General features: G+C 59.9%; 32 protein-coding genes. 9 read left to right on the top strand and 23 right to left on the bottom strand.

Annotated elements, in window-relative coordinates; genetic code table 11:
- Window positions 1-44 precede the first annotated feature (44 nt).
- From HU754_RS07455 to tsaA, 5 genes are all read left to right on the top strand, one after another.
- Window positions 45-518, top strand: coding sequence for a GNAT family N-acetyltransferase (locus HU754_RS07455; protein ID WP_186622134.1), 474 nt, complete (start codon window positions 45-47; stop codon window positions 516-518).
- 190 nt (window positions 519-708) lie between these two features.
- Window positions 709-1,419 carry an rRNA pseudouridine synthase gene (locus HU754_RS29775; RefSeq protein ID WP_042704893.1) on the top strand — a complete coding sequence of 237 codons (711 nt, stop codon included), beginning with the start codon at window positions 709-711 and terminating at the stop codon, window positions 1,417-1,419.
- 72 nt (window positions 1,420-1,491) lie between these two features.
- Window positions 1,492-1,962 carry a YehS family protein gene (locus HU754_RS07445; protein ID WP_007908719.1) on the top strand — a complete coding sequence of 157 codons (471 nt, stop codon included), beginning with the start codon at window positions 1,492-1,494 and terminating at the stop codon, window positions 1,960-1,962.
- A 129-nt stretch (window positions 1,963-2,091) separates the two neighbouring features.
- Window positions 2,092-2,862, top strand: coding sequence for an SDR family oxidoreductase (locus HU754_RS07440; RefSeq protein ID WP_186622131.1), 771 nt, complete (start codon window positions 2,092-2,094; stop codon window positions 2,860-2,862).
- A 183-nt stretch (window positions 2,863-3,045) separates the two neighbouring features.
- Complete coding sequence (gene tsaA, locus HU754_RS07435) at window positions 3,046-3,744, top strand: tRNA (N6-threonylcarbamoyladenosine(37)-N6)-methyltransferase TrmO (RefSeq protein WP_186622129.1); 699 nt, start codon at window positions 3,046-3,048, stop codon at window positions 3,742-3,744.
- Window positions 3,745-3,845: 101 nt separating this feature from the next.
- Here the strand turns inward: tsaA and fpr are convergent, their stop codons facing one another.
- The gene (fpr, locus tag HU754_RS07430; protein WP_007908723.1) at window positions 3,846-4,625 is read right to left on the bottom strand and encodes a ferredoxin-NADP reductase; all 780 of its coding nucleotides are present in this window, start codon (window positions 4,623-4,625) and stop codon (window positions 3,846-3,848) included.
- 133 nt (window positions 4,626-4,758) lie between these two features.
- Between fpr and HU754_RS07425 the strand changes: the two genes are divergently transcribed.
- Window positions 4,759-5,685 carry a LysR family transcriptional regulator gene (locus HU754_RS07425; protein ID WP_093436421.1) on the top strand — a complete coding sequence of 309 codons (927 nt, stop codon included), beginning with the start codon at window positions 4,759-4,761 and terminating at the stop codon, window positions 5,683-5,685.
- On the opposite strand, the gene HU754_RS07420 is transcribed toward HU754_RS07425, so the two are convergent.
- Both HU754_RS07420 and erdR read right to left on the bottom strand, forming a co-directional pair.
- Window positions 5,682-6,044 (bottom strand): diacylglycerol kinase, encoded by a 363-nt coding sequence (locus tag HU754_RS07420; protein WP_003222276.1) that lies wholly within the window; start codon window positions 6,042-6,044, stop codon window positions 5,682-5,684. The two genes, HU754_RS07425 and HU754_RS07420, sit on opposite strands and share 4 nt — an antisense overlap.
- Window positions 6,045-6,118: 74 nt before the next feature.
- Entirely contained in the window at window positions 6,119-6,769 is a 651-nt protein-coding gene (erdR, locus tag HU754_RS07415) for a response regulator transcription factor ErdR (protein ID WP_095119237.1), read from the bottom strand.
- Here erdR and HU754_RS07410 point away from each other — a divergent pair.
- On the top strand, window positions 6,762-6,920 hold the full coding sequence (locus tag HU754_RS07410; protein ID WP_157786312.1) for a hypothetical protein: 159 nt from the start codon (window positions 6,762-6,764) through the stop codon (window positions 6,918-6,920). The genes erdR and HU754_RS07410 overlap by 8 nt on opposite strands.
- 72 nt (window positions 6,921-6,992) lie before the next feature.
- Here the strand turns inward: HU754_RS07410 and HU754_RS07405 are convergent, their stop codons facing one another.
- A complete protein-coding gene (locus tag HU754_RS07405; protein WP_099758165.1) occupies window positions 6,993-7,742 on the bottom strand; it encodes a tRNA-uridine aminocarboxypropyltransferase in 750 nt (249 codons plus the stop codon).
- Between the two features lie 186 nt (window positions 7,743-7,928).
- Between HU754_RS07405 and HU754_RS07400 the strand changes: the two genes are divergently transcribed.
- Complete coding sequence (locus HU754_RS07400) at window positions 7,929-8,354, top strand: PA3611 family quorum-sensing-regulated virulence factor (protein WP_016985722.1); 426 nt, start codon at window positions 7,929-7,931, stop codon at window positions 8,352-8,354.
- Here the strand turns inward: HU754_RS07400 and HU754_RS07395 are convergent, their stop codons facing one another.
- Complete coding sequence (locus tag HU754_RS07395; RefSeq protein WP_077571372.1) at window positions 8,355-8,549, bottom strand: hypothetical protein; 195 nt, start codon at window positions 8,547-8,549, stop codon at window positions 8,355-8,357.
- A 350-nt stretch (window positions 8,550-8,899) separates the two neighbouring features.
- Here HU754_RS07395 and HU754_RS07390 point away from each other — a divergent pair, with 350 nt between their 5' ends.
- Window positions 8,900-10,018, top strand: a complete 1,119-nt coding sequence (locus HU754_RS07390; protein ID WP_093436427.1) for an LOG family protein — start codon at window positions 8,900-8,902, stop codon at window positions 10,016-10,018.
- Window positions 10,019-10,073: 55 nt separating this feature from the next.
- Here HU754_RS07390 and recX read toward each other — a convergent pair whose 3' ends face one another.
- The 18 genes from recX to HU754_RS07300 all read right to left on the bottom strand — a co-directional run bounded on the left by recX (window position 10,074) and on the right by HU754_RS07300 (window position 24,152).
- Entirely contained in the window at window positions 10,074-10,544 is a 471-nt protein-coding gene (gene recX / locus HU754_RS07385) for a recombination regulator RecX (protein WP_007908744.1), read from the bottom strand.
- Window positions 10,545-10,552: 8 nt separating this feature from the next.
- Window positions 10,553-11,608, bottom strand: a complete 1,056-nt coding sequence (gene recA / locus HU754_RS07380) for a recombinase RecA (protein ID WP_007908746.1) — start codon at window positions 11,606-11,608, stop codon at window positions 10,553-10,555.
- Window positions 11,609-11,691: 83 nt separating this feature from the next.
- Window positions 11,692-12,192: a CinA family protein gene (locus HU754_RS07375; RefSeq protein WP_186622122.1), complete on the bottom strand. Its 501-nt coding sequence runs from the start codon at window positions 12,190-12,192 to the stop codon at window positions 11,692-11,694.
- 67 nt (window positions 12,193-12,259) lie between these two features.
- Window positions 12,260-12,778 (bottom strand): lysis system i-spanin subunit Rz, encoded by a 519-nt coding sequence (locus HU754_RS07370; RefSeq protein WP_186622120.1) that lies wholly within the window; start codon window positions 12,776-12,778, stop codon window positions 12,260-12,262.
- Entirely contained in the window at window positions 12,757-13,323 is a 567-nt protein-coding gene (locus HU754_RS07365; RefSeq protein ID WP_186622118.1) for a glycoside hydrolase family 19 protein, read from the bottom strand. The genes HU754_RS07370 and HU754_RS07365 overlap by 22 nt, the downstream gene beginning before the upstream one ends.
- Before the next feature lie 120 nt (window positions 13,324-13,443).
- Window positions 13,444-14,604: a tail fiber protein gene (locus HU754_RS07360; RefSeq protein ID WP_186622116.1), complete on the bottom strand. Its 1,161-nt coding sequence runs from the start codon at window positions 14,602-14,604 to the stop codon at window positions 13,444-13,446.
- A 14-nt stretch (window positions 14,605-14,618) separates the two neighbouring features.
- Window positions 14,619-15,218, bottom strand: coding sequence for a YmfQ family protein (locus HU754_RS07355; RefSeq protein ID WP_186622114.1), 600 nt, complete (start codon window positions 15,216-15,218; stop codon window positions 14,619-14,621).
- Entirely contained in the window at window positions 15,206-16,249 is a 1,044-nt protein-coding gene (locus HU754_RS07350) for a baseplate J/gp47 family protein (protein WP_186622112.1), read from the bottom strand. The genes HU754_RS07355 and HU754_RS07350 overlap by 13 nt, the downstream gene beginning before the upstream one ends.
- Window positions 16,239-16,637, bottom strand: a complete 399-nt coding sequence (locus tag HU754_RS07345) for a phage GP46 family protein (protein WP_186622110.1) — start codon at window positions 16,635-16,637, stop codon at window positions 16,239-16,241. The genes HU754_RS07350 and HU754_RS07345 overlap by 11 nt, the downstream gene beginning before the upstream one ends.
- On the bottom strand, window positions 16,637-17,146 hold the full coding sequence (locus HU754_RS07340) for a phage baseplate assembly protein V (RefSeq protein WP_186622108.1): 510 nt from the start codon (window positions 17,144-17,146) through the stop codon (window positions 16,637-16,639). Before HU754_RS07340 ends, HU754_RS07345 begins: the two co-directional genes overlap by 1 nt.
- Window positions 17,147-17,207: 61 nt before the next feature.
- Window positions 17,208-18,257: a phage baseplate assembly protein gene (locus tag HU754_RS07335; RefSeq protein WP_186622106.1), complete on the bottom strand. Its 1,050-nt coding sequence runs from the start codon at window positions 18,255-18,257 to the stop codon at window positions 17,208-17,210.
- Between the two features lie 3 nt (window positions 18,258-18,260).
- Window positions 18,261-19,499, bottom strand: a complete 1,239-nt coding sequence (locus HU754_RS07330) for a DNA circularization protein (RefSeq protein WP_186622104.1) — start codon at window positions 19,497-19,499, stop codon at window positions 18,261-18,263.
- Window positions 19,486-21,057 (bottom strand): phage tail tape measure protein, encoded by a 1,572-nt coding sequence (locus tag HU754_RS07325; RefSeq protein WP_186622103.1) that lies wholly within the window; start codon window positions 21,055-21,057, stop codon window positions 19,486-19,488. Before HU754_RS07325 ends, HU754_RS07330 begins: the two co-directional genes overlap by 14 nt.
- Before the next feature lie 130 nt (window positions 21,058-21,187).
- Complete coding sequence (locus HU754_RS07320) at window positions 21,188-21,484, bottom strand: phage tail assembly protein (RefSeq protein ID WP_007908778.1); 297 nt, start codon at window positions 21,482-21,484, stop codon at window positions 21,188-21,190.
- Window positions 21,481-21,828: a phage tail tube protein gene (locus HU754_RS07315; RefSeq protein ID WP_007908779.1), complete on the bottom strand. Its 348-nt coding sequence runs from the start codon at window positions 21,826-21,828 to the stop codon at window positions 21,481-21,483. Before HU754_RS07315 ends, HU754_RS07320 begins: the two co-directional genes overlap by 4 nt.
- A gap of 67 nt (window positions 21,829-21,895) precedes the next feature.
- Window positions 21,896-23,392, bottom strand: coding sequence for a phage tail sheath subtilisin-like domain-containing protein (locus HU754_RS07310; protein WP_186622101.1), 1,497 nt, complete (start codon window positions 23,390-23,392; stop codon window positions 21,896-21,898).
- Window positions 23,392-23,571 carry a DUF2635 domain-containing protein gene (locus tag HU754_RS07305; RefSeq protein WP_093436496.1) on the bottom strand — a complete coding sequence of 60 codons (180 nt, stop codon included), beginning with the start codon at window positions 23,569-23,571 and terminating at the stop codon, window positions 23,392-23,394. The genes HU754_RS07310 and HU754_RS07305 overlap by 1 nt, the downstream gene beginning before the upstream one ends.
- Window positions 23,568-24,152 (bottom strand): phage tail terminator protein, encoded by a 585-nt coding sequence (locus HU754_RS07300; RefSeq protein WP_186622097.1) that lies wholly within the window; start codon window positions 24,150-24,152, stop codon window positions 23,568-23,570. Before HU754_RS07300 ends, HU754_RS07305 begins: the two co-directional genes overlap by 4 nt.
- Between the last annotated feature and the right edge of the window lie 39 nt (window positions 24,153-24,191).

Raw genomic sequence — 24,191 nt, 5'->3', positions numbered from 1 at the left:
AGCGGGGGACGGACTCCCTTGAAACGGACAAGAGGCAGACGGGCATGCGTCACCATTCGGTCATCCACACGCCGAAACTCAGCGATTACCAGGAACTGACCCGGGTCTGGGAGGCCTCGGTTCGCGCGACACATGATTTTCTGCCGGACAGCTATATCGAGCTGCTGCGCAATCTGGTGCTCACGCGTTATCTGGATGCAGTGATGCTGATCTGCACCAAAGACGCCAATCAGCGCATCACCGGGTTTGCCGGTGTCGCGGCGGGCAAGATTGAAATGCTGTTCATCGATCCCGAACATCGTGGCCAGGGCTTGGGCAAGAAACTGCTCACCTACGCGATGCAGCACTTGAATGCCGATGAACTCGACGTCAACGAGCAGAACCCACAAGCCTTGGGCTTTTACTTCAAGCAGGGTTTTGAGGTGATCGGCCGTTCGGAGGTGGATGGCATGGGCCAGCCGTATCCGTTGCTGCACATGCGCTTACGCCAAAACCAGCAACGCTCAAGCAACGGCTGACACAACACAACCCCATGCAGGAGTGAGCCTGCTCGCGATGCATGCGCCGCGGTCAGTCAGATACACCGCGGTGATGCAATCGCCAGCAGGCTGGCTCCCACAGGGAATTGCAAACAGCCTGTAAATGGAACCGGGCTTAACCGGCGCCACACAGGTACAATGCCCACCCCTTTTTTGTTACGGCCCTGTCATGACTGACCCGATTCGCCTCTCCAAACGCCTCATCGAACTGGTCGGTTGCTCCCGCCGGGAGGCCGAACTGTTCATTGAGGGCGGCTGGGTCACCGTTGACGGCGAAGTGATTGACGAGCCGCAATTCAAGGTCGGCGACCAGAAGGTCGAGCTCGACAAGGACGCCAAGGCCACCGCGCCGGAGCCGGTGACCATCCTGCTCAACGCGCCGGCTGGCATGGATGTCGAGACCGCCATGCAATCGCTGAGCGCCGAAACCCTCAGCGAAGAACACCGATTCAGCAAGCGCCCGTTGCGCGGGCACTTCCTGCGCCTGACCGCCAGCGCCGACCTGCAAGCCAAGGCCAGCGGCCTGCTGGTATTCACCCAGGACTGGAAAATCCTCCGCAAGCTCACTGCCGACGCCGCGAAGATCGAGCAGGAATATGTGGTCGAGGTCGAAGGCGACATGGTCGCCCACGGCCTCAATCGCCTGCAGCACGGCCTGACCCACAAGGGCAAGGAGCTGCCGCCAGTCAAGGCCAGCTGGCAGAACGAAAACCGGCTGCGCTTCGCCATGAAGAACCCGCAGCCCGGCATCATCGCCCAGTTTTGCGAAGCGGTGGGCCTGAAGGTCATCGGCATCCGTCGCATCCGTATCGGCGGCGTCTCGATCGGCAAGGTCCCGGTTGGCCAATGGCGCTACCTGTCCGGCAAAGAGAAGTTCTAAGACTTCCACTGCCGCCACACATTCCGGCAGCGCGCCCGCGTGCTGCCCACAACGCTTATCAGGATTATTCACATGATTCATAACGACGTACTGCGCAGCGTGCGCTACATGCTCGACATCAGCGACAAGAAAGTTGTCGAAATCATCAAGCTCGGCGGCATGGAAGTAGCGCTCGCCGACGTAGTGACCTGGCTCGACAAGAAAGAAGAAGACGAAGAAGGTTTCGTGCGCTGCCCGGACGAAGTCATCGCGCACTTCCTCGACGGTCTGGTGATCTTCAAGCGTGGCAAGGACGAAAGCCGTCCGCCGCAGCCGATCGAAGTGCCGGTGACCAACAACATCATTCTGAAAAAGCTGCGCGTGGCCTTCGAACTGAAAGAAGACGACATGCACGCGATCCTCAAGGCCGCCGAGTTCCCGGTGTCCAAGCCTGAGCTGAGTGCGCTGTTCCGCAAGGTCGGCCACACCAACTACCGCCCGTGTGGCGACCAGTTGCTGCGCAACTTCCTCAAGGGTCTGACCCTGCGCGTTCGCCCGGCCTGATCCCCTTCTGCGGTGGCGACTGATGGTCGCCGCCGCAACGCATGACCGCTCATTCCCTCTGAAAATAGTGGCTCCGCTTTTCGCGGCTGACGACTAGGGTGTATTGATCCCTAGCACTCAGGAATCGCCATGCACCCGTATTTCTCCCTGCAAGGCCGCACCGCTCTGGTGACCGGCGGCACCCGTGGTATCGGCAAAATGATCGCCAAAGCCTTTGTCGAGGCTGGCGCGCGCGTCTATGTCTGCTCGCGCGACGCCGAAGCCTGCCATCAAACCGCGGAAGAACTCAGCGCCTTGGGCAAGTGTCACGGCGTGGCGACGAATCTGGCGACAGAAGAAGGCGTGCAGGAACTGGCCGCGCGCCTGGGCGAGCAGATCACGCATCTGGATATTCTGGTGAACAACGCCGGCACTACTTGGGGCGCGCCGCTGGAGAGCTACCCGGTCAAGGGTTGGGAAAAAGTCATGCAGCTCAACGTGACGTCGGTGTTCAGTTGCATCCAGCAGTTTCTACCGTTGTTGCGCAAAGCGGGTTCGGCGGCGAACCCGGCGCGGATCATCAACATCGGTTCGGTGGCGGGGATTTCTTCGTTTGGCGAGCAGGCGTATGCCTACGGGCCGAGTAAGGCCGCCCTGCATCAATTGTCGCGGATTCTTGCGCGGGAGCTGGTGAGTCAGCACATCAACGTCAACGTGATCGCGCCGGGGCGCTTTCCGAGCAAGATGACTCAGCATATTGGCAATGATCAGCAGGCGTTGGCCGAGGATACGGCGCTGATTCCGATGAAGCGTTGGGGGCGTGAAGAGGAAATGGCGGCGTTGGCGATCAGTCTGGCGAGTACGGCCGGGGCTTATATGACCGGGAATATTATTCCTCTTGATGGCGGATTCAGCCTCTAGGTCGGCGGTGAAGCTATCGCGAGCAGGCTCACTCCTACAGGGATTTTCAGCGAACAGAGATTTTGTATACATCCACAACCCTGTAGGAGTGAGCCTGCTCGCGATGGCGTCCGCCCTGCCACCACCAGACTTGAGACGGGACGGGTTATCATGCCCACCCCTGCCCCGCTTCGAATGCAAACCATGACTTACAGCGTCTCCCCCATCGGCTTCGTGCGCTCCTGCTTCAAGGAGAAATTCGCCATCCCCCGTCAACCGCAACTGGCCCCCGCCGCCCGTGGCGTGCTGGAACTGGTGGCGCCGTTCGATCAGGGTGACGCGGTGCAAGGCCTGGAACAGGTCAGTCATGTCTGGCTACTGTTTCTGTTCCATCAGGCGCTGGAAGACAAACCACGGCTGAAAGTCCGCCCACCGCGACTGGGCGGCAACAAGTCCATGGGCGTGTTCGCCACCCGTGCCACCCATCGACCAAACGGCATCGGCCAATCGGTGGTGAAACTGGACAAGGTTGAAGCCAATCGGTTGTTCATCTCCGGGATCGACTTGCTCGACGGCACGCCGATTCTCGACATCAAGCCCTACGTGCCTTACGCCGACATCATTCCCAACGCCGCCAACAGCATCGCCAGCGCCGCGCCGCAGTTGATTGACGTGCGGTGGACGGACTCAGCGCTGAAACAAGCGCACACACACGCTCAGCGCCTTGGCGAACCCTTGGTTGAGCTGATTGAACAGTGCCTGGCCCAGGATCCGCGTCCGGCCTATCAAATCCCGGCGCCTGAACGCGAGTACGGCGCGCAATTCTGGGATCTGGATGTGCGCTGGCATTACCCGACGCCTGAGCAGATCCGCGTGCTCGAAGTCATTCCTGCCACAGCCTGAGGCCGCACCCACATGGATCGTGGCAGGCATGAAGGAAATGTTTCGGGCATAAAAAAGCCCCCATTGCCTGCATAGGCAATGGGGGCTTTTTAAGGGGGGGCTTACTTCTCGACGAACGCACGCTCGATCAGGTAATCACCCGGCTCGCGCATCCGCGCCGAGATCTTCAGGCCGAAGCTGTCGAGCACTTCGCTGGTCTCGTCGAGCATGCTCGGGCTACCGCAGATCATCGCGCGGTCGTCCTGCGGGTTGATCGGTGGCAGGCCGATGTCGCTGAACAGCTTGCCGCTGCGCATCAGGTCGGTCAGGCGGCCCTGATTCTCGAAAGGCTCGCGGGTCACGGTCGGGTAGTAGATCAGCTTGTCACGCAGCGCCTCGCCGAAGAACTCGTTCTGCGGCAAGTGCTCGGTGATGAATTCGCGATACGCGACTTCGTTGACGTAACGCACACCGTGAACCAGGATCACTTTTTCAAAGCGCTCGTAGGTTTCCGGGTCCTGAATCACGCTCATGAACGGCGCCAGACCGGTGCCGGTGCTCAGCAGGTACAAGTGCTTGCCCGGGTTCAGGTCGTCGAGAACCAGGGTGCCGGTAGGCTTCTTCGAGATGATGATCTCGTCGCCTTCCTTCAAGTGCTGCAGTTGCGAGGTCAGCGGGCCGTCCTGCACCTTGATGCTGAAGAACTCCAGATGCTCTTCCCAGTTCGGGCTGGCGATCGAGTAAGCGCGCATAAGCGGGCGGCCGTTGGGCTGTTGCAGGCCGATCATCACGAACTGACCGTTCTCGAAGCGCAGGCCCGGATCGCGGGTGCACTTGAAGCTGAACAGAGTGTCGTTCCAGTGATGAACACTGAGGACACGCTCGTGGTTCATGTTGCTCATGTACGTTTGACTCCTGGAGATTGGGTCTGCGCTGGCTTTTGAAGGCGACGGTGCGCAATTGCATCGCATTCTAATAGCGACGACAATATCTGTTAACTGGATTATTAAGATAAGGGTTATCGGTTATATCGATATGCGATTTACTCTCCGTCAACTGCAAGTCTTCGTCGCCGTCGCCCAGCAGGAAAGCGTATCCCGTGCTGCGGGTCTGCTCAACCTCTCGCAGTCGGCCGCCAGCACGTCGATCACCGAACTCGAGCGCCAATCCAGCTGCCAGCTGTTCGACCGCGCCGGCAAACGGCTGAGCCTCAATGCCCTCGGCAAACAGCTCTTGCCGCAAGCGGTGGCCCTGCTCGATCAGGCCAAGGAAATCGAAGACCTGCTCAACGGCAAATCCGGTTTCGGCTCGCTGTCGGTGGGCGCGACGCTGACCATCGGCAATTATCTGGCGACCCTGCTGATCGGCAGTTTCATGCAGCGCCACCCGGAAAGCCAGGTGAAGCTGCACGTACAGAACACGGCCAATATCGTGCAACAAGTCGCCCACTACGAAATTGATCTGGGTCTAATCGAAGGTGATTGCAGCCACCCGGACATCGAAGTGCAGAGCTGGGTTGAAGATGAGCTGGTGGTGTTCTGCGCGCCGCAGCATCCGCTGGCCCAACGCGGCAGCGCGACCATGGAAGAACTGACTCGCGAGGCATGGATTCTGCGTGAACAGGGTTCCGGCACGCGGCTGACCTTCGATCAGGCCATGCGTCACCATCGTAGCGCACTGAATATCCGACTGGAGCTGGAACACACCGAAGCGATCAAACGCGCGGTGGAATCAGGACTAGGGATTGGCTGCATCTCGCGGCTGGCGCTGCGTGATGCGTTCCGCCGCGGCAGTCTGGTACCGGTGGAAACGCCGGATCTGGATCTGGCGCGACAGTTCTACTTCATCTGGCACAAACAGAAATATCAGACTTCTGCCATGCGCGAATTTCTCGATCTGTGCCGCGCTTTCACCGCCGGGGTGCAGCGCAGCGACGAGATCGTTTTGCCGACAATCGCTTAAAGCAGAATCACTGCCCACACCAGCGCGATCATGCTCAGTGCCACGAATTGTGCGGCGCTGCCCATGTCCTTGGCATTCTTCGACAGTGGATGCAGTTCCAGCGAGATGCGGTCAATGGCCGCTTCCACCGCCGAATTCAGCAACTCGACGATCAGCGCCAACAGGCACACAGCGATCAATAGCGCTTGTTCGACACGGCTGACATTGAGGAAGAACGTCAGCGGAATCAGCACCACATTGAGCAGTACCAGTTGGCGGAACGCCGCTTCACCAGTGAAAGCTGCGCGCAGGCCATCCAGCGAGTAACCGGAGGCATTGAGGATACGTTTCAGGCCGGTCTGGCCCTTGAAAGGTGACATAAAGTAGAAACCAACCAAAAAGGAGTGGGAAAGCTAGATCAACAAAAGTCAAAAAAGCGTGAAGACGCCAGCCATTATTGGCTCGGAATTGACTCAAGTTGTTGCAGCAGTAAAGCCGCTTGCGTGCGAGTGCGCACATTCAGCTTGCGAAAGATCGCCGTGACGTGGGCCTTGATGGTCGCTTCCGACACGCTCAGTTCATAGGCAATCTGCTTGTTCAACAGGCCTTCGCAGACCATGGTCAACACGCGAAACTGCTGCGGCGTCAGGCTGGCGAGGCCATCGCTGGCGGCTTTGGCTTCGTCGGAAACACTGACCGCCTCGAACGCTTGTGGCGGCCAGAACACATCGCCATCGAGCACTTTGCGCACCGCTTCCTGAATCACGCTCAGGTCGCTGGACTTGGGAATAAAACCACTGGCGCCGAACTCACGGGATTTGACCATCACCGAAGCTTCTTCCTGCGCCGAAACCATCACCACCGGAATCTGCGGGTACTGCCCGCGCAGCATGACCAACCCGGAAAACCCGAAAGCGCCGGGCATGTTCAGGTCCAACAGGACCAGATCCCAATCAGCCTTTTCGGTCAGACGCGCTTCCAGCTCGGCGATGCTCGCCACTTCCACCAGCCGTACATCCGGGCCAAGGCCCAGCGTCACCGCTTGATGCAGGGCGCTGCGAAACAGGGGGTGATCATCGGCAATCAGGATGTCGTATGTGGCCATTTTTCAAATGATCCTGTTTTTGATGGCAGATCCGGAGCATTCCGGTCTGGCCAAAGCAACTCAAGATGCCGCTTTCAAGCGATATCCACAGGGGCACGTTCAACGCCAATCAACAGCAAACACGGCGTTTCAAACCTTGGCCGCACCCTAATCGGCGCCAAGCATGCCCAGCGAAGACGGGGTGGTCAAGCAGCACGGCCGCTGGCTTGTACAGTATGGGCCACTATTGGGCCAACTCCGGCTGCGGCTTTCGTATATAAGGCAACAACTCGGCGTGGGCCGGCGTCGCTTCATTCATGTCCAGTTGCTGTTTGGCGCCGAGGTAATGCTGGCTGAACACATCGAAATAGGCGTCCAACGCCGAGGCGGCGTCGCTGTCACCGGCCAGCTCCAGGCACAACGCCGCGACTTCGGCGGTGCACAGGTGCTCACTGCGGGTCGAACGGCGCAAGCGGTAGCGCGAGAGTTTGTCGGGCAGCAGGCTGAGGATTGGCAAACGGTCGAAATACGGGCTCTTGCGGAAAATCTTCCGCGCTTCGGTCCAGGTGGCGTCGAGCAGAATGAACAGCGGGCGCTTGCTGCTATCGATGGCGACGGTGTTGGTGACTCGCGAGGGCTCCACGTATTCGCCGGGAAACACCAGGTACGGTTGCCATTGCGGGTCATTGAGCAGCGCCAGCATCTGCGGATCGGGCTCGGTACGCGACCAGATAAACGCATGGTTATCGCGTACCACGTCGGCAATCAGCCAACCGGTGTTGCTCGGTTTGAACACTTCCTTGCCGGTCATGATCAGGCACACGCCCGACCGCGTCTCGACACTAGGTCGCCATGCGCACAGGCAATGGCTGATGATCACCCGGCAATCGCGGCAACGTTCGGAGCGAAAGCCACGGGCCTGAATCGGCTTGATGCCCTCGTCCTCGCGCTGATCGCGCAAGCGGGCTACGGCGTTGGGGGCATGATGGGTCACGGGCAACGCCTTACGGCAGGAAAACTCGACACGCACAGCACTCGGCAAGGCTATAAAGGCCGGCAGTTTACCAGAGCGGCGAGTGCAAACCTGTACCGTCCCGACCGGCTCCCCTATAATCCGGCGCCACTGAACGCACAGCCACAGGGCTGGTCGAACCACCAGTCACTGAATCAGGAGAGTTTCATGCTGCGCCTTATCGTTCCTACCGCTGCCATTCTGCTGGCGTCGTCCTTCACCGCTCAGGCTGCATCCCTGAGTGAGCAGAATCTGAACCGCGAGCTGCGCAACGTCGCCGCACAAAGCAGCGTCGGCACGCCACGCGCCATCAGTGAAGACATTCTTGATCAGGGTTTCACCGTGGAAGGCACGCAGTTGATCAACCACCTGAGCGTGCAGAAGAGCCACGCCGACAAAATGCGCGCTGACCCTAAAGCCGTGTATTTCCAGTTGGGCGCCTCGGTGTGCAACAACCCGTCGTTCCGCAAGCTGATGGCCAAGGGTGCGATCATGCGTTACGACTTCACTGAAGTGAAAACCAACAAAGCGATCGGCTCCGCCAGCTACCAGGAATCGGATTGCCCGAAAGCCGCCCCGGCGAAGAAGAAGTAATCATCGCGAATTGGCGCGCCGCTGTTCATCCTCGGCGCGCAGTTCGGCCAGCAAGGCCTGTAGATAGTGTGAACGGCGCTCGCCGCCCGCCAACCGCCGGCAGCACTCCTCTTCGAGACTGAGTTGATTGGTCTCGGCTGCCGCTTTCAACATCCGATACAGCTGCGTATCGATCTCCAGAATCACTCTGGCCATATGTCCCGCCTCCTTGCCACCCACGAATCCTTGAATTGCATGCGCCTGGCCTACAGTCGTTGACGCAAAGCTGTCGTACGGCGCCTGTACGTTAGTTAATCAGAGGGATTGACGCTTGGCGCACGTTCGGACGAGCGGTGAAGCAACGCGCGGAAAATCAATTAACGATTGCCAGCCAAAACTTTACGGCGCAATGATCAAGTCAGCGCAAATCCGTGCGAGGGTCTAGATTCAGTGTATTCCCGATCTTTTTTCAACGGCAGGCAAGGAACTGCCGATCGTGTGTTTTTTGCAGCGCGGCACTGACGCCGCTCGTCAGGGCCGACGCCCTGTGCAGAAGGAGACGTTGAATGCCTTACCAACCGAATGACTTGCTCAGTCGTCATTTTCAGGAAAGCGGCCCCGACCTCATCAGCAAGGTCGAAGAACAACTCAACCGTGTTTCCCCCAACAGCCCGAATATCCCCATCTACCGCGACATGATCCTGACCGTGCTGCGCATGGCCCAGGAAGACCATAACCGCTGGAATGCCAAGATAACCTTGCAAGCCCTGCGCGAACTGGAGCAGGCGTTTCGGGTACTGGAGCAATTCAAGGGCCGACGCAAAGTCACCGTATTCGGTTCGGCGCGCACACCGGTCGAACATCCGTTGTATGCGATGGCTCGCGAACTCGGTGCAGCCTTGACCCGCTCGGGAATGATGGTCATCACCGGTGCTGGCGGCGGCATCATGGCCGCCGCGCACGAAGGTGCCGGCCGCGATCACAGCCTCGGGTTCAATATCACCCTGCCCTTCGAACAGCATGCCAACCCGACGGTGGACGGCACCGGCAATCTGCTGCCGTTCCACTTCTTCTTTACCCGCAAGTTGTTTTTCGTCAAAGAGGCCGACGCACTGGTTTTATGCCCCGGTGGCTTCGGCACGCTGGATGAAGCGCTGGAAGTGCTGACATTGATCCAGACCGGTAAAAGTCCATTGGTGCCGGTGGTGCTGTTGGATGCGCCGGGCGGCACGTTCTGGCAGGGCGCGATGGACTTTATCCGCCAGCAACTGGAGAGCAACCGCTACATCCTGCCGACCGACATGAAACTGATGCGACTGGTCTACAGCGTCGACGAGGCGGTGGAGCAGATCAACCAGTTCTACAGTAACTTCCACTCCAGTCGCTGGCTCAAGCGCCAATTCGTAATTCGCATGCATCACAAACTCAGCGATCAGGCGCTGGAGCACATGCAGGAAGCATTCGCCGATCTGTGCCTGAGTGACCAGTTTCATCAGCACGACTACGCCGGCGAGGAACACGATGAAGCGCAGTTCAGCCATTTGGCGCGACTGGCCTTCACCTTCAACGCGCGCACTCACGGGCGTCTGAGGGAGTTGATCGATTACATCAACCTGCCGGAAAACTGGGCAGATTCCCAACCGCAAACAGCGCAACGCAGCCGCGAACCGTCAAAGGTAATTTGAGGGCAAAAAAAAACGGCCCGCTATTTTCATAGCGGGCCGTTTTTATTGAATCGGTTTAATCGTCCATCCCTCGACCGCTGAACAAGCGGTTGATCATTTCCATCGAAAACCCCCGATAGGCCAGGAACCGGCCCTGTTTGGCCCGCTCTTTCGCATCAATCGGTAAATGCCCGGAGAACTTGCGTTGCCACGTCTCCTGCAATTGCTCCTGCCAACTGATACCGCTTTCGCGCAGGGCGAGTTCGATATCGGCGCGCTGCAAACCGCGCTGGCTCAGCTCTTCGCGAATCCGCAGAGGGCCATAGCCGGAACGGGCACGGTAGGAAACAAAGCTTTCAAGGTAGCGAGCTTCGGAAAGCAGCCCCTCTTCCGTCAAACGGTCGAGGGCTGTTTCGATCATCTCCGCCTCGGCGCCGCGCTGACGCAATTTGCGCGTCAGCTCGACTCGACCATGCTCGCGACGTGCGAGCAGGTCCATGGCGGTTCGTCGCACCGCGACGAGGGTATCGAGTACTGCGGTGGTCATCGCTGCAATCAGATATCAGCGTCGGCCAGGTCGTCTTCAGTCTCTTTGACTGCAGAGGCCTTGGAGTCGATCACTGCCGGCGTCAGCAGCTTGTCACGCAGTTGTTTCTCAAGCTTCGCGGCGATTTCCGGGTTGTCTGCCAGGAACTTGGCCGAGTTGGCCTTGCCCTGACCGATCTTGGTGCCTTCGTAGGCATACCAGGCGCCGGATTTTTCAACGAAACCGTGCAGCACGCCCAGGTCGATCATCTCGCCATTGAGGTAGATGCCTTTGCCGTAAAGAATCTGGAACTCGGCCTGACGGAACGGCGAAGCGACCTTGTTCTTCACAACCTTGACGCGGGTTTCGCTGCCGACCACTTCGTCGCCTTCTTTCACCGCGCCGGTACGGCGGATGTCGAGACGAACCGAGGCGTAGAACTTCAGCGCGTTACCACCGGTGGTGGTTTCCGGGCTGCCGAACATCACGCCGATCTTCATGCGGATCTGGTTGATGAAGATTACCAGGCAGTTGGCGTTCTTGATGTTACCGGTGATTTTACGCAGCGCCTGGGACATCAGACGGGCTTGCAGGCCCACGTGCATGTCACCCATTTCGCCTTCGATTTCAGCCTTTGGTACCAGAGCTGCCACGGAGTCGACGATGATCACGTCAACCGCGTTGGAACGCACCAGCATGTCGGTGATTTCCAGTGCCTGTTCGCCGGTGTCCGGCTGGGACACCAGCAGGTCGTCGACGTTGACGCCCAGCTTGCCGGCGTATTCAGGATCGAGGGCGTGTTCGGCGTCGACGAATGCGCAGGTCGCGCCGGCTTTTTGCGCCTGAGCGATCACGGACAAGGTCAGTGTGGTTTTACCGGAGGATTCAGGACCGTAGATTTCAACGATACGGCCTTTTGGCAGGCCGCCAATGCCGAGCGCGATGTCCAGACCCAGAGAGCCAGTGGAGATAGCCGGGATCGCCTGACGGTCTTGATCGCCCATACGCATCACGGCACCCTTGCCGAATTGACGTTCGATCTGACCCAGGGCCGCAGCCAAGGCTTTCTTCTTGTTGTCGTCCATTAAAGTCCTCACGTAATCAATAAGGCCTGACGGCCAACACCTGTATAAGTAGCCAGTATTATTCCACAGCGTTCGCGGATCGCCTACCCCTGATTTTCGATTTCTCGTGCCGCTAGTCGCAGGAGCCCCTCTAGCGCGGCCTTCACCGTTTGTCGGCGGACTTCATCGCGGTTGCCGGGAAAGTGCTGAACCTCAGTGGTGACCATCTCGCCAACGCCCCACGCCAGCCACACCGTACCGACCGGTTTGTTCGGCGAGCCACCGTCCGGCCCGGCGACACCGCTGACCGCTACGGCAAATCGCGCCAGGCTTTTGTCCTGAGCGCCACGCACCATCGCCTCAACCACCTCGCGACTGACCGCGCCCACCGTTTCGAACAACTCGGTCGGTACATTCAGTTGCTGGGTTTTCTGCCGGTTGGAATACGTGACGTAGCCAGCCTCAAACCACGCCGAACTGCCCGGGATCCGCGTGATGGCTTCGGCAATCCCGCCACCGGTACACGATTCAGCGGTGGTGACGTGGGCATTGAGCAGTTGCAGACGTCGGCCAAGGTCGGCGGCCAGTTGAGTGATCTCTTTCACGGCGTGCTCCGGATCGTGTGGAATGCCTCCACCGTACACGAGCCGGTTGCGCTTTCAATACACAGACTCATTCAAAATGTTCGGGCACCAGCGCTCTGACATAGGCCTGACAAGCCTGCAAGGCGATCAGTCCACGGTCGCCGGTGTCGGTGATGGCGATAATTCGTTGAGCATGCGCCGGGTCAAGTCGGGCGCGTACGGTTGCATGATCCACGCCGCTGGCGCCGGCGGTGGCTGGCACGTTGCAGCCTGGGGCAACGTCGCTGGCGTCGAGAAGGACTGACAGGCGCACATCAGCAGTGGCAAGACGATCGCGCAGGCGATCCTGATCACGTTGGGCATCGCTAAGCGCTCGGTAGTGGGTTTGTTCACTGGTCGCGAGCCGCTGCTCCAGCGCCAGGCGTTTATCCTGCTCGGCCTGTTGCGCGCTGGCGGCGGTCTGCGTCAGTTGATTGAGGATTTCGGCGTTTAACCGGGCCTGCTCGGCCAGCTGTCGGCCGTAGCGCCACTCCTGAAATTGCCAGGCCGCTGCAAAGGCACCAGCAGCCAGCAACACAACAGCGATCACTCGCCAGGGGATTGGCATAGCACCGCCCTCGCCCGTGCCCAGATTTCCAGGCGATCCTGCAGGCCGTTCAACCCGCCGTTGATGCGCCGGGTGATGGTGTTGAACTGATCGTGATCGGCCAATTCGTTCAAGCCGTTCTGTTCCCAGAACCATGCCGCAGACTCGGCGGCCCATTGTGGCTGTTCGAGCAGTTCGGGCAGGGACAACAGACGCTCATCGCCGAACAGGCCAACGCTGCACTGGCGATAGTTCGAACGGCCAGTAATCTGGATCAACCCGCGCCCTCGGTATTTTTGCCCGTCGCCGTCAGCCTCCGGCGTGTTGCCCAGACGCAAGGCCAACGTACCCGTGTCGTATTTGCTCAGGTATTGGTTGTTGCCCAGTTCGCGCACATAGCGCAACTGCCCCGACTCATGGCCGACTTGCGCAAGGAACGCCGCGACGCGTTTGGGCGAGTCGATATGACGGCGAGCCATGGCACTGTTGAGTGCAGAAACAAAAACGCCCGCTTGGGAGCGGGCGTTGGGCATGATGGATAAAAGGTTGTTTTCGGTTATTTGCATAATACGTAATCCTCCCTGGATGCTCCGATTGAATCATGGCTGGCGGTCATTACCTGCCAGCCACTTTTTTGCCAGAGTTGTCAGGGCGTCTGGACGGTCGATAGCTCCCGGCGCAGGCCGTCAGTACTTGATGACATACAACAGAGCGGTGTTCATTGGTCGAACCTCATTACCACCCGACGCCGCAACCGACATCGTATGGGTATGTTGCCCGGCAGCGTCCACGCCGACGTTGTGCGCATGGTTGCCATCCGCCACGATGCCGTGGCTGTGAGCCGGTGCGTTTGTTGTAAAGTTGCGATTGATAAAGGGCGCCGAACTGGAGCCCATGATCGAACCTGCGGTGTTGCCGCCGTTAATCTGGCCCTGCCCACCCATGACTGTGTCGATATTGAACGCACCACCGCTCACGACGGCCCCACCGTGTGCGTGCAAACCGGCGGCGTCAGTGCGCGCCGTATGGGCATGATTGCCCGCTGCGGCGGCGGATACATCGTGAGTGTGCGAGGCGTTTTGCCCCGCCTGCTTGCTCCCGAGTACGCGACCCGGGTCGACACCACGTCCCTCGTCCAGACCGCGGACGAATTCACCCCGCAGATCCGGAAGGTTGAACGTGTTGGCGCCGTCGCCCGCGCCAAACCGCGTACCGATGGCGGCAAACAGATTGGCGTATTGCGTCCTCAGTACCGGCTGACCATTGCACTTGAGCCAGCCACTGGGTGCATCGACGGTTGCAACGGTTTTCACATCACCGACATCGGCACCCAGCTGTCTCGCCACTCCCGTGCTCGCGATCAGAATCCAGGCGCCACTGCCCAAGGAGCTGTTCCATTGCACCCAGGCATCCCCGGTCGCAACGATTTCGCCGGAGCGCAGCGGCGTGTGGTCAATGTTGACCAGGGGCTTGGCTACTGAACCTGCGACGGAGAAGGTACTGGCTCCGGTGTTGGTGTTCAGCGCCTTGAAACGCAAGACCATGCCATCGACCAGCGCGGTCGGCGCCGGCGAGTACGTCGCAGCGTACGCATTGGCAGTGCCGGTATCGAGAGCGAAGTCGATGAGACCGGCCTGATTGATTTTACGTACGGCGGTCAACAACTGCCCGACATTGGCTTCGTCGGGAACCAGCGCGCCGCCCTTGATCACGCCGAGTATTTCTTCAGTAACGGAGTTGCCCCACACCGCCGGGATCAGCGATCCCGGTGTCCCGGCAATGGGGTTTTCATCGACAAACTTGCCATTGACCAGACCTGCGCTGGGTACACTTTTCGGGTAATCCATTTGCTTTTATTTCCTTAGTCGAAATTGATGTACACCTGGGTATGAGCCGGTGCACTGCGGTGAATGAGGCATTCCAGGGCCGAGCCCGGATTCATGCCGAAGCGTTCGCCCCAATAACTGGCGCCAAAACGACGTCCGGTGGCCAGACGTCCGCCGGTGTTGAGGACCCACATGAACTGCGCCTTCCAGGTGCCAAAACGGGCGAGACCAAACCGCGAACGGCCCATGCGCGGAACGCGCAGTTCGGTGACGGTGGCGTCCGCATAACCCTGGCTGCGGGCGACTTCAACGAAGTACGCGGCGTTCTGATTACCGACTGCCAGCAACCGTCGGCGGACGGCCAGACGCCGATCGTCATACAGCGGCGTCGCGCCCAGACACGGATCTGGCAGGTTCATCACCTGTTCCCAGTCCGGCACCAGTTCGCTGACGCCCGCCGGATCCATTTCATTGAGCAGATCAACGGCACGTGCATCCAGACGCGCCAGCTCCGCAGCAATGCCTTCGAGCACTTGATTGAGTTCAGGCAGGCGTTCCAGCTCCCAGGCCGGGCCGCTGGGCAGGAGGCTGCGCAATTGGTTGCGGTACTGCGGGACGCCTCTCAAGACAGCCATTCGATACCCCCAAAAGTCAGCAACTGATTCGCGGCGGCCGTGACGTCGGCCGAAGGTGTATCGAGCCGGTGATCGGTCTCACCGGTGGCGCTGCTGATCGCTTCGCTGATATGGCTGAGCAACAGGGTCTCCCCAAGGCCGGCCTCACGGTTGTGCAGATCACGCAGTTGGCTTTCGATCGCTGCGCGCACGGCGCTGGTGTCGGGAGTGATCCGCAGTTTGTAATTGACCAGCACCTGCACCGGCGCCAATACCCTCACGTCGGCAGTCACCGGGCGCAATGGCTCGATGTAGGCCAGAACATCGGCCAGTTGCTGCTCGTTGGGGATCGGCTGCAGATCGTCGTCACGCATGACGAATACACCTACGGTGCCGGGCCCGAGAAAGTTGCCCCGACACCAGGCGCGGGTGATGCCGGGGCATTCCAGCGCCCAGGTTTCATAATCCTGCGCCGAACCACCGTGAGGAATGAGACGGTAGGAGCGAATCACCCGCGAGCGCAGCGACTCCAGACTTTCCTCGGCTACACCGCCCGTGAGCCCCGGCGCCAGGACCACAAAAGTATTGCTGAGAATGCCGGCGATCGGCTGCACCAGGCTGAGCGTCAGACCGGTATCGGCATTACCCAGGCTGCCGGCCTCCAGTGCAGCGACGGTCGTGGTGTTGATGCCATTGCGCGCGATGCGGGCAGCCGTAACCTTGTAGGTTCGCCCGTCAGTCGATTGCAATAGCGTATCGACATCCAGCACGGCTCCGAGGGTGGCCGTGAACCTGACACTGCCTTTGGCTGCCTGGGCAGGTTTGCGCGGCTGATTAAGACGCAATGCGGCGATACGCTCCAGGGTCGAATCGTCGGCCTTGTCGGGCAGGATCTGCTGGGCAATCCAGTCGAGATAGCCATACAGACCGTACACCGCGCCACCGAGAGTACGGGCCAGCACTTGCGCATCGGACTGGCGCAGCGCATCGCTGGCCAGGTCGCTTTGGGTGCGCTTGATCAGCACCGGCAGCGAAGGGATTTCAAACGGCATAGATCACCTGCCAACTGTTTTCGGGATTGATGTCCAGGCGTTCGCCGTCGGCCAGGGTCAAGACCGTGCGCAGGTTCAGACGCTGGGCGTCAAGGCGATCGCTGATGATGTCGATGGCGCTGCAGTGGCCGTCGTCGATCAGCCACTGCAGGGCTTCGCGGGCATAGAACTCGGCGTCCATCTGGGTTTGCCGCGTCAGCTTGACCCGGCGCAGCAGCCATAGCCGCGAGCCGATACGGTCATCGGCGACGGTTGGAAAGGTGTCGCCCCACCAGCCATAACGCTCTTCGTCGTCGAGGGCGTCGTCATCGGCGGCGCGGCGCCAGGTGAACAGGCTGATAAGTACGGCGCGGGTCAGCGCGGCGTGGAGGTTCGGGCTGATCAGCATCACTTGCCTCCTGCCGGCGCGCCGGTCTGGCCGCTGCCGGCCTGTACGCCGACGTGCACGTGTTTGATCTGGCTGATGCCGCCGGCCAGCTGATCGCCGGTGGAAACGATCTTGCCGGTCTGGTTGATCACCGGCGTATCGAAGTTCACCGCGCTGCTGGCGCGGATGTTCAGCGTGACGGTTTCGATATCGATGATCCGCCCACGCTTGAAGTGAATCTTGTCGCCTTCGTCGGTGTAGATCGCCACTTCGCCATTGTTCAGCGATTGCAGGCGATAACGCCGATCGGCGATCACCAGGGCGATGGCGTGGGAACGGTCACCGCCCAGAAACGTGACGACCCCCTCAGCGCCAGCCAGGGGGCGACTGGTGAAGCCGTAGGGTTCGAAGTGCTCGATGTCGTCGTTCAGCTCACCGGCGGTGAGGCGCATTTGCAGCGATTGCAGCTTGGATGCCGAGTTGGCGAGCACGACAGTGCCGCGCGCCAGGAGGCGTGTCAGTAGGCTCATGAATTGTCCTCAAGACTTTGCCAACACAAAACCGGTCAGGGGATGTCCGTCAGGTTGGGTGTCAGGCCGAAGGTTTTTTCGGCGGCGTCGGATTGGCGTCGAAGGTGTACGGCGGTGCCACTTGCAGTGTGGTCACCGAACCTTGCGCCGAGAATGAATAGGTCACTTTGGAAATCAGCATGTCGTCATCAAACCCGAGCACCGGATCCTTGACCCGGACCAACGTGTTGTGACGCCACAAATCACCATTGGACTGGCGCCAGCCCTGCACCTGATAAGTGGTGGTCTGTGCCCGCCCGACACGCGTCGAGCTTTCCCACATCGCGCGCTGCAACGAAAAATCGGGGCTGATTTGCAGGCCTTCGTTGATGACCGTGACGCGCCGGCGCTTGTAACCCAGATCAGTGGCAACCGATTCAATCTCGCTGACGGCTGCACCGTTTTTTTGATCGTTGCCTTTTTGCTGGCCGATCACCCGGTATTCGGAAAACACCTGGCTGTAATCCATCGACGCGTTAGCCGAAAGAATGTTCTTGCCCAGTTCCAGCACATCACTGGCCCGGCCACTGCTGCCGGGGCTGGCCAACAACAGCCGGCCTTGTGCGTCATCGGTGGAAAACACCCGAAACAATGAAAGCAATCGGTCGATGGCTTGAAACACCGTCTCACCGGGCACGATGGTGTAACTGCCCAATCGCGCCGTTTCGGCAATCTCGCTGACCACCTTGACCTTGTAGGAAGAAGCCAGCGCCTCGACGATGCTCAGCATCGGCTGATCTTTCCATTGGTTCGGGCGATTGATCGCGGCGCAATCCACCAGATCCTGGGTACAGGAACTGCCTTCGATGCTCAGACTGATCTGTCGCCCGTCATAGCGGATCGGCGCCTTGAACACATACCCGGTCAACACCAGATCCTTGCCGATCCGCACCTCGCAGGCATCGCCTGCGGCGATGCGCTGATCCACCGTCTGTCCCGGCCATTGCCAGGTGATATCGAGTTTGAAAGTGCGGAACTGGCGCTCCAGATCCGCGGTGATTTCAACACTTTTCCAACCGCCGTATTCCATATCGCCAACGGTCAGCGTGACGCGATTATCCATCTCGCTCATGAATCACTCCCTGGAGACTTTCACGTCATTGGGCGACATGAACCCGGGATGGGCAGCCGCGTTGCGTTGGCTCACTTCGTCGACTCGCGTGGCATCGGTGAACTGCTTGTAGGCCACCACCAGCGCCGGCAAGCTTTCCTGGAAAGACTTGCTGACCAGCCGCACGCCCGACGAAGCCACGGCCTTGAGGTGCGCATTCAAGGCATCTTTCAGATCGTTGATCGCCTGAAAATGCACCGGACCAGCCTTGTCCAGCATCGGATTGACGGCCACCGCCACCGCATCCCGCAACGCCTGCATGTCGTCGGTTACCGGCACTTCCTGGCGAGTGACTGGCTGGTGCACCTGCTGCCCCACCGACGGTGTCGATTGCAGCTTCACCGGGGTTGTTGCCACGGGCATCGATGCGACCCATTGCGCGACTTTGACCAGCATCGTGTCCTGCACCAGATCGGCCATGGCCTGCGCCGCCGCACTGGTGTCTTTACCGGTGGTGAGCTTCGGCGCATCAGCCTTGCGGATCGCTTCGAGCTGTTGCGACACGTCGGCAATCACACCACGGTAGCCTTCCTTCGCGAACGCCTTGAGCTCCTTGATATCGCCGAGCAAACCCTTGAACTCAGCGGCCACTTCCCTGGGCAATTCCTTGACCGCTTTGACCAGCTCGGTGATTTCTTTGTACTGCTCGATCAGCGGCTTGAGCTGTTCCTTGATCACCTCATAAACGCCGGTGAGGCTGTTGCGCAGATTGGCAATACCGATCCGCGCAGCCTTGATCAGCGTCATCGCCTGCTCGAAGCGCGCGACGGCCGAGCCCAGTAGCGTATCGGCCTTGGCCAACAACACTTTCTGTGTGCTGACAGTAGCGGTCGGAAACGGCACCGGTTGGTCGGGATAGAACTTCAGCGCAAAGGTCACCAACCCGCCGTCCTGGCGGGTGTGGGTCATGTCGCATTCGCCGACCTTGACTTGCAGTCGCCCCAGCCACGGATGCACCAGTTCACCACTGCCCGCCTCCAATGCCTTGAGCAGCTTGTCGCGCTGCTCCAGGCAATCGGCACCGATGATGAACGCCGTGATGTCGTGAGTCCTGGCCTGTTGGCCAAGGTCTTCGAAAAATGGCAAGTCGCGTTGCGGATACTCGTGCAACTGCCCCTTGCGACCGACCGGGGTTTTCGCCTGATCGATCCAGAAACCAACACCACGAAAGGATGCCGGCAACAAACGGTCACGCCAGTTCATTGGAACCTCCCATGGACAGCGAGCGATAGCCGATGCGCGACGACAGTGCCAGGCCCGGTTGATTGGTTTGCGGTTGATCGGTGCGCAGCCCCGCCGGCGCATTTTCAAAGCGCACGGTCAGGCCGCCTTCGAGTTGCGTACGGTTGTTGATTGCGCTTTGCTGGATCAGCGCGCTGGACGTCTGCGTCAGCGAACTGGAGGATTGCGTCAGTGAGCTCGATGATTGCGTCAGTGACCCCGCCGACAACGGGGCTTTGGACGTAACGTCCGTGCTGGAGCCAAGGAATTGCGGCGCCCATTCACCTTTGCCTTCGGCATTGGTTTTTTCCTGAGAGCGGGTGAGCACGTCGACCTTGGCCGATGCTTCGGCCGCAAGTTTCCCCAGGCCTCCGTTGAAAAAATCCCTGATCGGCGCCAGCACTTCGTAAAACGTGTCGCTCCACTTTTTAATCCAGGCGGTCAAAGGGTCCCAGGCCTGAATGAACATCTCCAGAGGCGACCAGCCCAATTGCTCGCGGATAACGGCATACAGCGCAAGGATCGGCAGTTTGATGTAATCCACAAGGTCGCGAAAAAAAGCCGCTACCGGCACCGACACCGCCCTGAGCAAATCCCATATCGATGCAAACAGACCCACCAGCGGCTGCCAGTTCTTCAGAATCAGCGCCTGCGGTGAATACGCAAACAACGTCGCATAGAAGTCGATGACTGGTGCCGCCAGCGCTTTTAGTACGTCCCACAATGCCGCGAAGAAGCCACTGACCGGCCCCCAGTTGTTGATCAGCATCCCCATCGGAGTGAAGCCGAACAGCGTCCGGAAAAAGCCAGCCATCGGGATCACCACCGGAGCAATCTGTTGCCACAGCCGGGCAAAAAACGCTGAGATCGGCTTCCAGTTGGCGACGATCAAACCTGCCGCCAATACAACCCCGGCGGCAAAAAGGCCGATAGGCGAAGCGAGCAGCGTGAGCACAGCACTGAAACCCGCAGCCGCCGTCGTCACGACGGTGAACGCTACCGCTGCTGCCGCCAGCCCTTCGACCAGTTGCGGATGATCGGCGACAAATTCACCGACCGAGGTCATGACCGGCACCAGCGCCGTCACCAAGCCATTGACTGCCGGCAACAACGCCTGACCGATTTTCAACGAAATGTCATCAAGCGAAACGTTGAACTTCGCAAGGTTGGTGGACGTTTCGCCCTTCACCACGGCGGGCACCTGCGCCGTTGCAGGTGCCCCCAGTGGCGCGGGAATCAGGGCGTCCTTGCCCAGCGTCGGGGTTTTAATATTTTTGCTTTTGCTCGCCAGTTCGTCCTCGGCCTTGATCGCCTTTTTCAAGCCCTCCTGAAACGGCTTGAGCAAGCCACCGCCCGAGATAAACCCAGACAGATCAAGCGGCTTGATCCCAGTGCTTTCCAGGCTTTTCTTGAACGCCGCGACTTTGCCCCGGACGCCCTTCATCTCGGTCTCCATTTTCTGCAGACCTTGCATGACCACGAGCATATTGACCGTGGTCTGAACGTTTTGCTGGATCGCGTTTATCTGTGTAATAGCCATCACTGCACCTGCTGCATCGCATTGATCCGTTGCGCGTGCTCCAGCGATTCGCGGAGCACATCCAGTGGCCTGGCCATCATCTGTTCGGGGTCAACCTTCCAGAACCAGGCCAGGTCATAGGCGACGGCGATCAGGTCGGTGATGGCGCCGACGCCGCACTCATGAAAAAACTCGCAACGGCCCAGCTCAGCGCATTGAGGTCAGCCAGATCCAACTGGTTCACCGACGACGGCGGAATGCCGGCGCACACGGCGATGTATTTGGCCGCCACGTCCATGTCGAGGCTGACTTCTTCGCTCTTGTCGATCTTGTACGGCAGCGCCTTGATCGCTCGCACTTCCTGCACCGTCGGACGGCGCAGGACGAGTTCGGTCAGGGGCTCGCCGTGAGCTTCGATCGCAACCTGAAGCTTCACGGCGCCGCTCATTGCCAGGTCCCCTTGATGCCTTCGAATTTCAGTTCGATGGTGGCGTCATCGCCTTTGGAGACTGGCTCTTCGACCAGGTAGGCACCGGCCAGCACGTAGACTTTGCCGTTGCTGAATTCGCAGGTGACGGTGATGTCGGTGCCTTCGATCAGCTTCTTCAGCGGGAAGTCGGCGGTGTGCAGCGCGGTCACTTTGAACGACGGCGCGATGTCGGTTTCCTTGTAGAAGCCAGGTACGACGGTTTCGCGTTTGACCGCCATCAGCGGGGCTTCGCAGCCGCCATTGATGGTCAGTTGTGCGCCGTCGACTTTGACGTAGCAGGTACCTGCAATCAGTTGACCCATGGTGTTACTCCCTTGCATAAAAAAGCCCACGCGAGGTGGGCTGAAAACTTGCCGTCAAACGCGCGGATCAAGCCGCGTCGTCGTACTGCAGACGGAATTGGTTGAGCAGTGCGAACACGCGCAGACCGTTGATGTAATCCGGCGGGAACAGCACGTTCACGCGGCTCGGGTCCTGCACGTCGCGCTCGACGATCAGGTGCTCGGCGAACAGCTCGGCGTTCTCGACGTGGCCTTCCAGTTCAAGCTTGGCGTACTGCGCGATCAGCTCACCGCGAATGGTCGCCGGGGTGACGATTGGTTGGCCGGCGCCGAAACGAGTGCCGTCGGAGGCCAGTTTGTGCCGACCGTATTTGCTGGTAATCACACTCTGCAGACGACGCACGATGAACGCCGACTGGTGCATGGTTTCGCTGTCCAGGTAGGAGTTGTCGGCCTGACCAAAAGCGTTCTTCTGGTAGGTGGTGATCGAACGCTGGATGCGCACGTAACCGCCCTCGTAGTACGCGGTGGCGATGCCGTAGTTGAGCAGCGACTGACGCTCGGTCAGCGTGAAGCGCTCGCTGGCCGGCGCCGGATCGACACCCGGCAGGCTGCCGCTCTGGGTTGGACGACTGGCGTCGGCGGAAATGAACACCGCGGTGCGCGCAGCCAGTGCCGCGGCTTGTACCCAGAATGGTTGCGGAACGCCCGGCTCCAGCGCCTGAATGGTCATGTGCTGGTCATTGCGTGCCTGACCTGCAGCGACCAGTGTACCGACAGTGCCGCGCTTGGCACTGTAGACGTGACCAAACAGTTGCTTGGCCCACGACCAGCGACCGGTGCTGTCATCCATGACCGCTTGCCAGGTATTGAGCGTGGCCAGGTCCGACCATGGCAATGCGATGAACTCGAACGGTTCGTCACCCAGCGCAGCAACCGCTGCAACCTGATCCGGTACGCCAGCGCCGCCGATCATCGCCGTGATCGCCGTGACCAGGCCGGCCGGTGTGTCTTCGCCGTTGCTCTTGCCCAGGCGGTTGAACTGCAGACTGATGTCATTGCCGCTGTCGCCAACCCATTTGGCGCTCACGGTCACGGTGCCGTCGACGGCCGCCGCACTGACCGGCAGATCGGCAGTGGCGTTGATTTTCTGCGCCAGTGCCGTGGCCGCTTGGGCTGCGGTAGCACCGCTGACCACGGTGGCTTGCACACGCACGCCGCCGACATACAGATTGAGCACGCCCGCCTGAGTGGCGGTGCCGGTCAGGGTCAGCACGCCTTTGGCGATGGCGCCTTCAGCGTTATGCAGCGGCAGGCACCAGATTTCGCCGATCGGGTCGGCCTTGCGGAAGGTCTCGTACATCGAGGCGAGCATCGAGCCTTGACCGCCGATGCTCTTGGCCAGCGCGGTGCTGGAGACCAGTACCAGCTTGCCGACTTCGCTCGGAGCGATGTTGTCGTTGACTTGCGCAACGATCAAACGACGCATGGTCGAGCTCGCGCTATTGGCAGCCGAGTTGTCCATTTCGGCATAGAACAGCGGTACACGAATGTCCGCGGGGATGTTGCTGAATCCGATCGCCATTATTTGGCTCCCTTTTGTTTGGCTGGTGCGGTTTTGAGGGTGATATCGCCGTCGGCCAGACGTCGGCGCCACCAGGCGCTGTCCAGCACTTCACGGCCTTCGGCCGGCAGCAGATCACCCGCCTCCGGGTCCGGTACGACACGGCCAGCGGCCGGCAGTACGGTGATGCGATTGCTCATGGGGTTACGTCTCCAGAGAAAGTCATTTCCACGCGCCCATCGGGGCCCGGGCGTTTCAGGTTGGGGTCGGCCGGGTCGATCGCATCGACACGCACGGTGACCCCGGTAAAGGACGACAAACCGTCCAGTTCGCGTTCATGCCAACTCTCCGCAGGCTGACTCGGCAGATTGCGGCCGAGCTGGAACTCGGCAAAAAAGCGCAGCCGGTAAAAGGCGCGGCTGCTGTTGATCGAGACCATCTCGCCGCCGTCGTAGACGATGGCGCTGTAGGTGGAATCAGGTTTGAAACCGACTAGCGCGCGCCACAACTCGGCGCGCAGGTCGTGCAACAGATCCAGCGCTTTTGTAGCGTCGGTGGCGTCAAGCACCAGGACGATTTCGAAGCGGTCGCGGATCGGTTGGGTGGTGAGGTTTTGGGTGGTGCTGTTGCTGGCCAGATCGGCCAGGGGCGTGATGCTGGCGCATGGGGTTTGCAGCGCCGCGTCGGCTTGCAGTGCCGTAACGTCAATGCCTACTGCGATCCGATTGCCCAGCGTCGGGCACTGAGCACGCATTTGCGTGACCAGAGGAGTCATTTTCATGAGGTAATACCGAATAGAGGTCGCCGCCAGTCAAGTTCA

This window comes from Pseudomonas zeae (assembly GCF_014268485.2).
In the GTDB taxonomy this organism is placed as follows: domain Bacteria; phylum Pseudomonadota; class Gammaproteobacteria; order Pseudomonadales; family Pseudomonadaceae; genus Aquipseudomonas; species Aquipseudomonas neuropathica.
This window is presented reverse-complemented; position numbering and strand designations above follow the sequence as displayed.

Excerpts from the sequence above, each read along its gene's own strand:
- HU754_RS07455 (WP_186622134.1), top strand. The coding sequence starts at position 45 with ATGCGTCACCATTCGGTCATCCACACGCCGAAACTCAGCGATTACCAG.
- HU754_RS29775 (WP_042704893.1), top strand. The coding sequence starts at position 709 with ATGACTGACCCGATTCGCCTCTCCAAACGCCTCATCGAACTGGTCGGT.
- HU754_RS07445 (WP_007908719.1), top strand. The coding sequence starts at position 1,492 with ATGATTCATAACGACGTACTGCGCAGCGTGCGCTACATGCTCGACATC.
- HU754_RS07440 (WP_186622131.1), top strand. The coding sequence starts at position 2,092 with ATGCACCCGTATTTCTCCCTGCAAGGCCGCACCGCTCTGGTGACCGGC.
- tsaA (WP_186622129.1), top strand. The coding sequence starts at position 3,046 with ATGACTTACAGCGTCTCCCCCATCGGCTTCGTGCGCTCCTGCTTCAAG.
- fpr (WP_007908723.1), bottom strand. The coding sequence starts at position 4,625 with ATGAGCAACATGAACCACGAGCGTGTCCTCAGTGTTCATCACTGGAAC.
- HU754_RS07425 (WP_093436421.1), top strand. The coding sequence starts at position 4,759 with ATGCGATTTACTCTCCGTCAACTGCAAGTCTTCGTCGCCGTCGCCCAG.
- HU754_RS07420 (WP_003222276.1), bottom strand. The coding sequence starts at position 6,044 with ATGTCACCTTTCAAGGGCCAGACCGGCCTGAAACGTATCCTCAATGCC.
- erdR (WP_095119237.1), bottom strand. The coding sequence starts at position 6,769 with ATGGCCACATACGACATCCTGATTGCCGATGATCACCCCCTGTTTCGC.
- HU754_RS07400 (WP_016985722.1), top strand. The coding sequence starts at position 7,929 with ATGCTGCGCCTTATCGTTCCTACCGCTGCCATTCTGCTGGCGTCGTCC.
- HU754_RS07395 (WP_077571372.1), bottom strand. The coding sequence starts at position 8,549 with ATGGCCAGAGTGATTCTGGAGATCGATACGCAGCTGTATCGGATGTTG.
- HU754_RS07390 (WP_093436427.1), top strand. The coding sequence starts at position 8,900 with ATGCCTTACCAACCGAATGACTTGCTCAGTCGTCATTTTCAGGAAAGC.
- recX (WP_007908744.1), bottom strand. The coding sequence starts at position 10,544 with ATGACCACCGCAGTACTCGATACCCTCGTCGCGGTGCGACGAACCGCC.
- recA (WP_007908746.1), bottom strand. The coding sequence starts at position 11,608 with ATGGACGACAACAAGAAGAAAGCCTTGGCTGCGGCCCTGGGTCAGATC.
- HU754_RS07370 (WP_186622120.1), bottom strand. The coding sequence starts at position 12,778 with ATGCCAATCCCCTGGCGAGTGATCGCTGTTGTGTTGCTGGCTGCTGGT.
- HU754_RS07365 (WP_186622118.1), bottom strand. The coding sequence starts at position 13,323 with ATGCAAATAACCGAAAACAACCTTTTATCCATCATGCCCAACGCCCGC.
- HU754_RS07360 (WP_186622116.1), bottom strand. The coding sequence starts at position 14,604 with ATGGATTACCCGAAAAGTGTACCCAGCGCAGGTCTGGTCAATGGCAAG.
- HU754_RS07355 (WP_186622114.1), bottom strand. The coding sequence starts at position 15,218 with ATGGCTGTCTTGAGAGGCGTCCCGCAGTACCGCAACCAATTGCGCAGC.
- HU754_RS07350 (WP_186622112.1), bottom strand. The coding sequence starts at position 16,249 with ATGCCGTTTGAAATCCCTTCGCTGCCGGTGCTGATCAAGCGCACCCAA.
- HU754_RS07345 (WP_186622110.1), bottom strand. The coding sequence starts at position 16,637 with ATGCTGATCAGCCCGAACCTCCACGCCGCGCTGACCCGCGCCGTACTT.
- HU754_RS07340 (WP_186622108.1), bottom strand. The coding sequence starts at position 17,146 with ATGAGCCTACTGACACGCCTCCTGGCGCGCGGCACTGTCGTGCTCGCC.
- HU754_RS07335 (WP_186622106.1), bottom strand. The coding sequence starts at position 18,257 with ATGAGCGAGATGGATAATCGCGTCACGCTGACCGTTGGCGATATGGAA.
- HU754_RS07330 (WP_186622104.1), bottom strand. The coding sequence starts at position 19,499 with ATGAACTGGCGTGACCGTTTGTTGCCGGCATCCTTTCGTGGTGTTGGT.
- HU754_RS07325 (WP_186622103.1), bottom strand. The coding sequence starts at position 21,057 with ATGGCTATTACACAGATAAACGCGATCCAGCAAAACGTTCAGACCACG.
- HU754_RS07320 (WP_007908778.1), bottom strand. The coding sequence starts at position 21,484 with ATGAGCGGCGCCGTGAAGCTTCAGGTTGCGATCGAAGCTCACGGCGAG.
- HU754_RS07315 (WP_007908779.1), bottom strand. The coding sequence starts at position 21,828 with ATGGGTCAACTGATTGCAGGTACCTGCTACGTCAAAGTCGACGGCGCA.
- HU754_RS07310 (WP_186622101.1), bottom strand. The coding sequence starts at position 23,392 with ATGGCGATCGGATTCAGCAACATCCCCGCGGACATTCGTGTACCGCTG.
- HU754_RS07305 (WP_093436496.1), bottom strand. The coding sequence starts at position 23,571 with ATGAGCAATCGCATCACCGTACTGCCGGCCGCTGGCCGTGTCGTACCG.
- HU754_RS07300 (WP_186622097.1), bottom strand. The coding sequence starts at position 24,152 with ATGAAAATGACTCCTCTGGTCACGCAAATGCGTGCTCAGTGCCCGACG.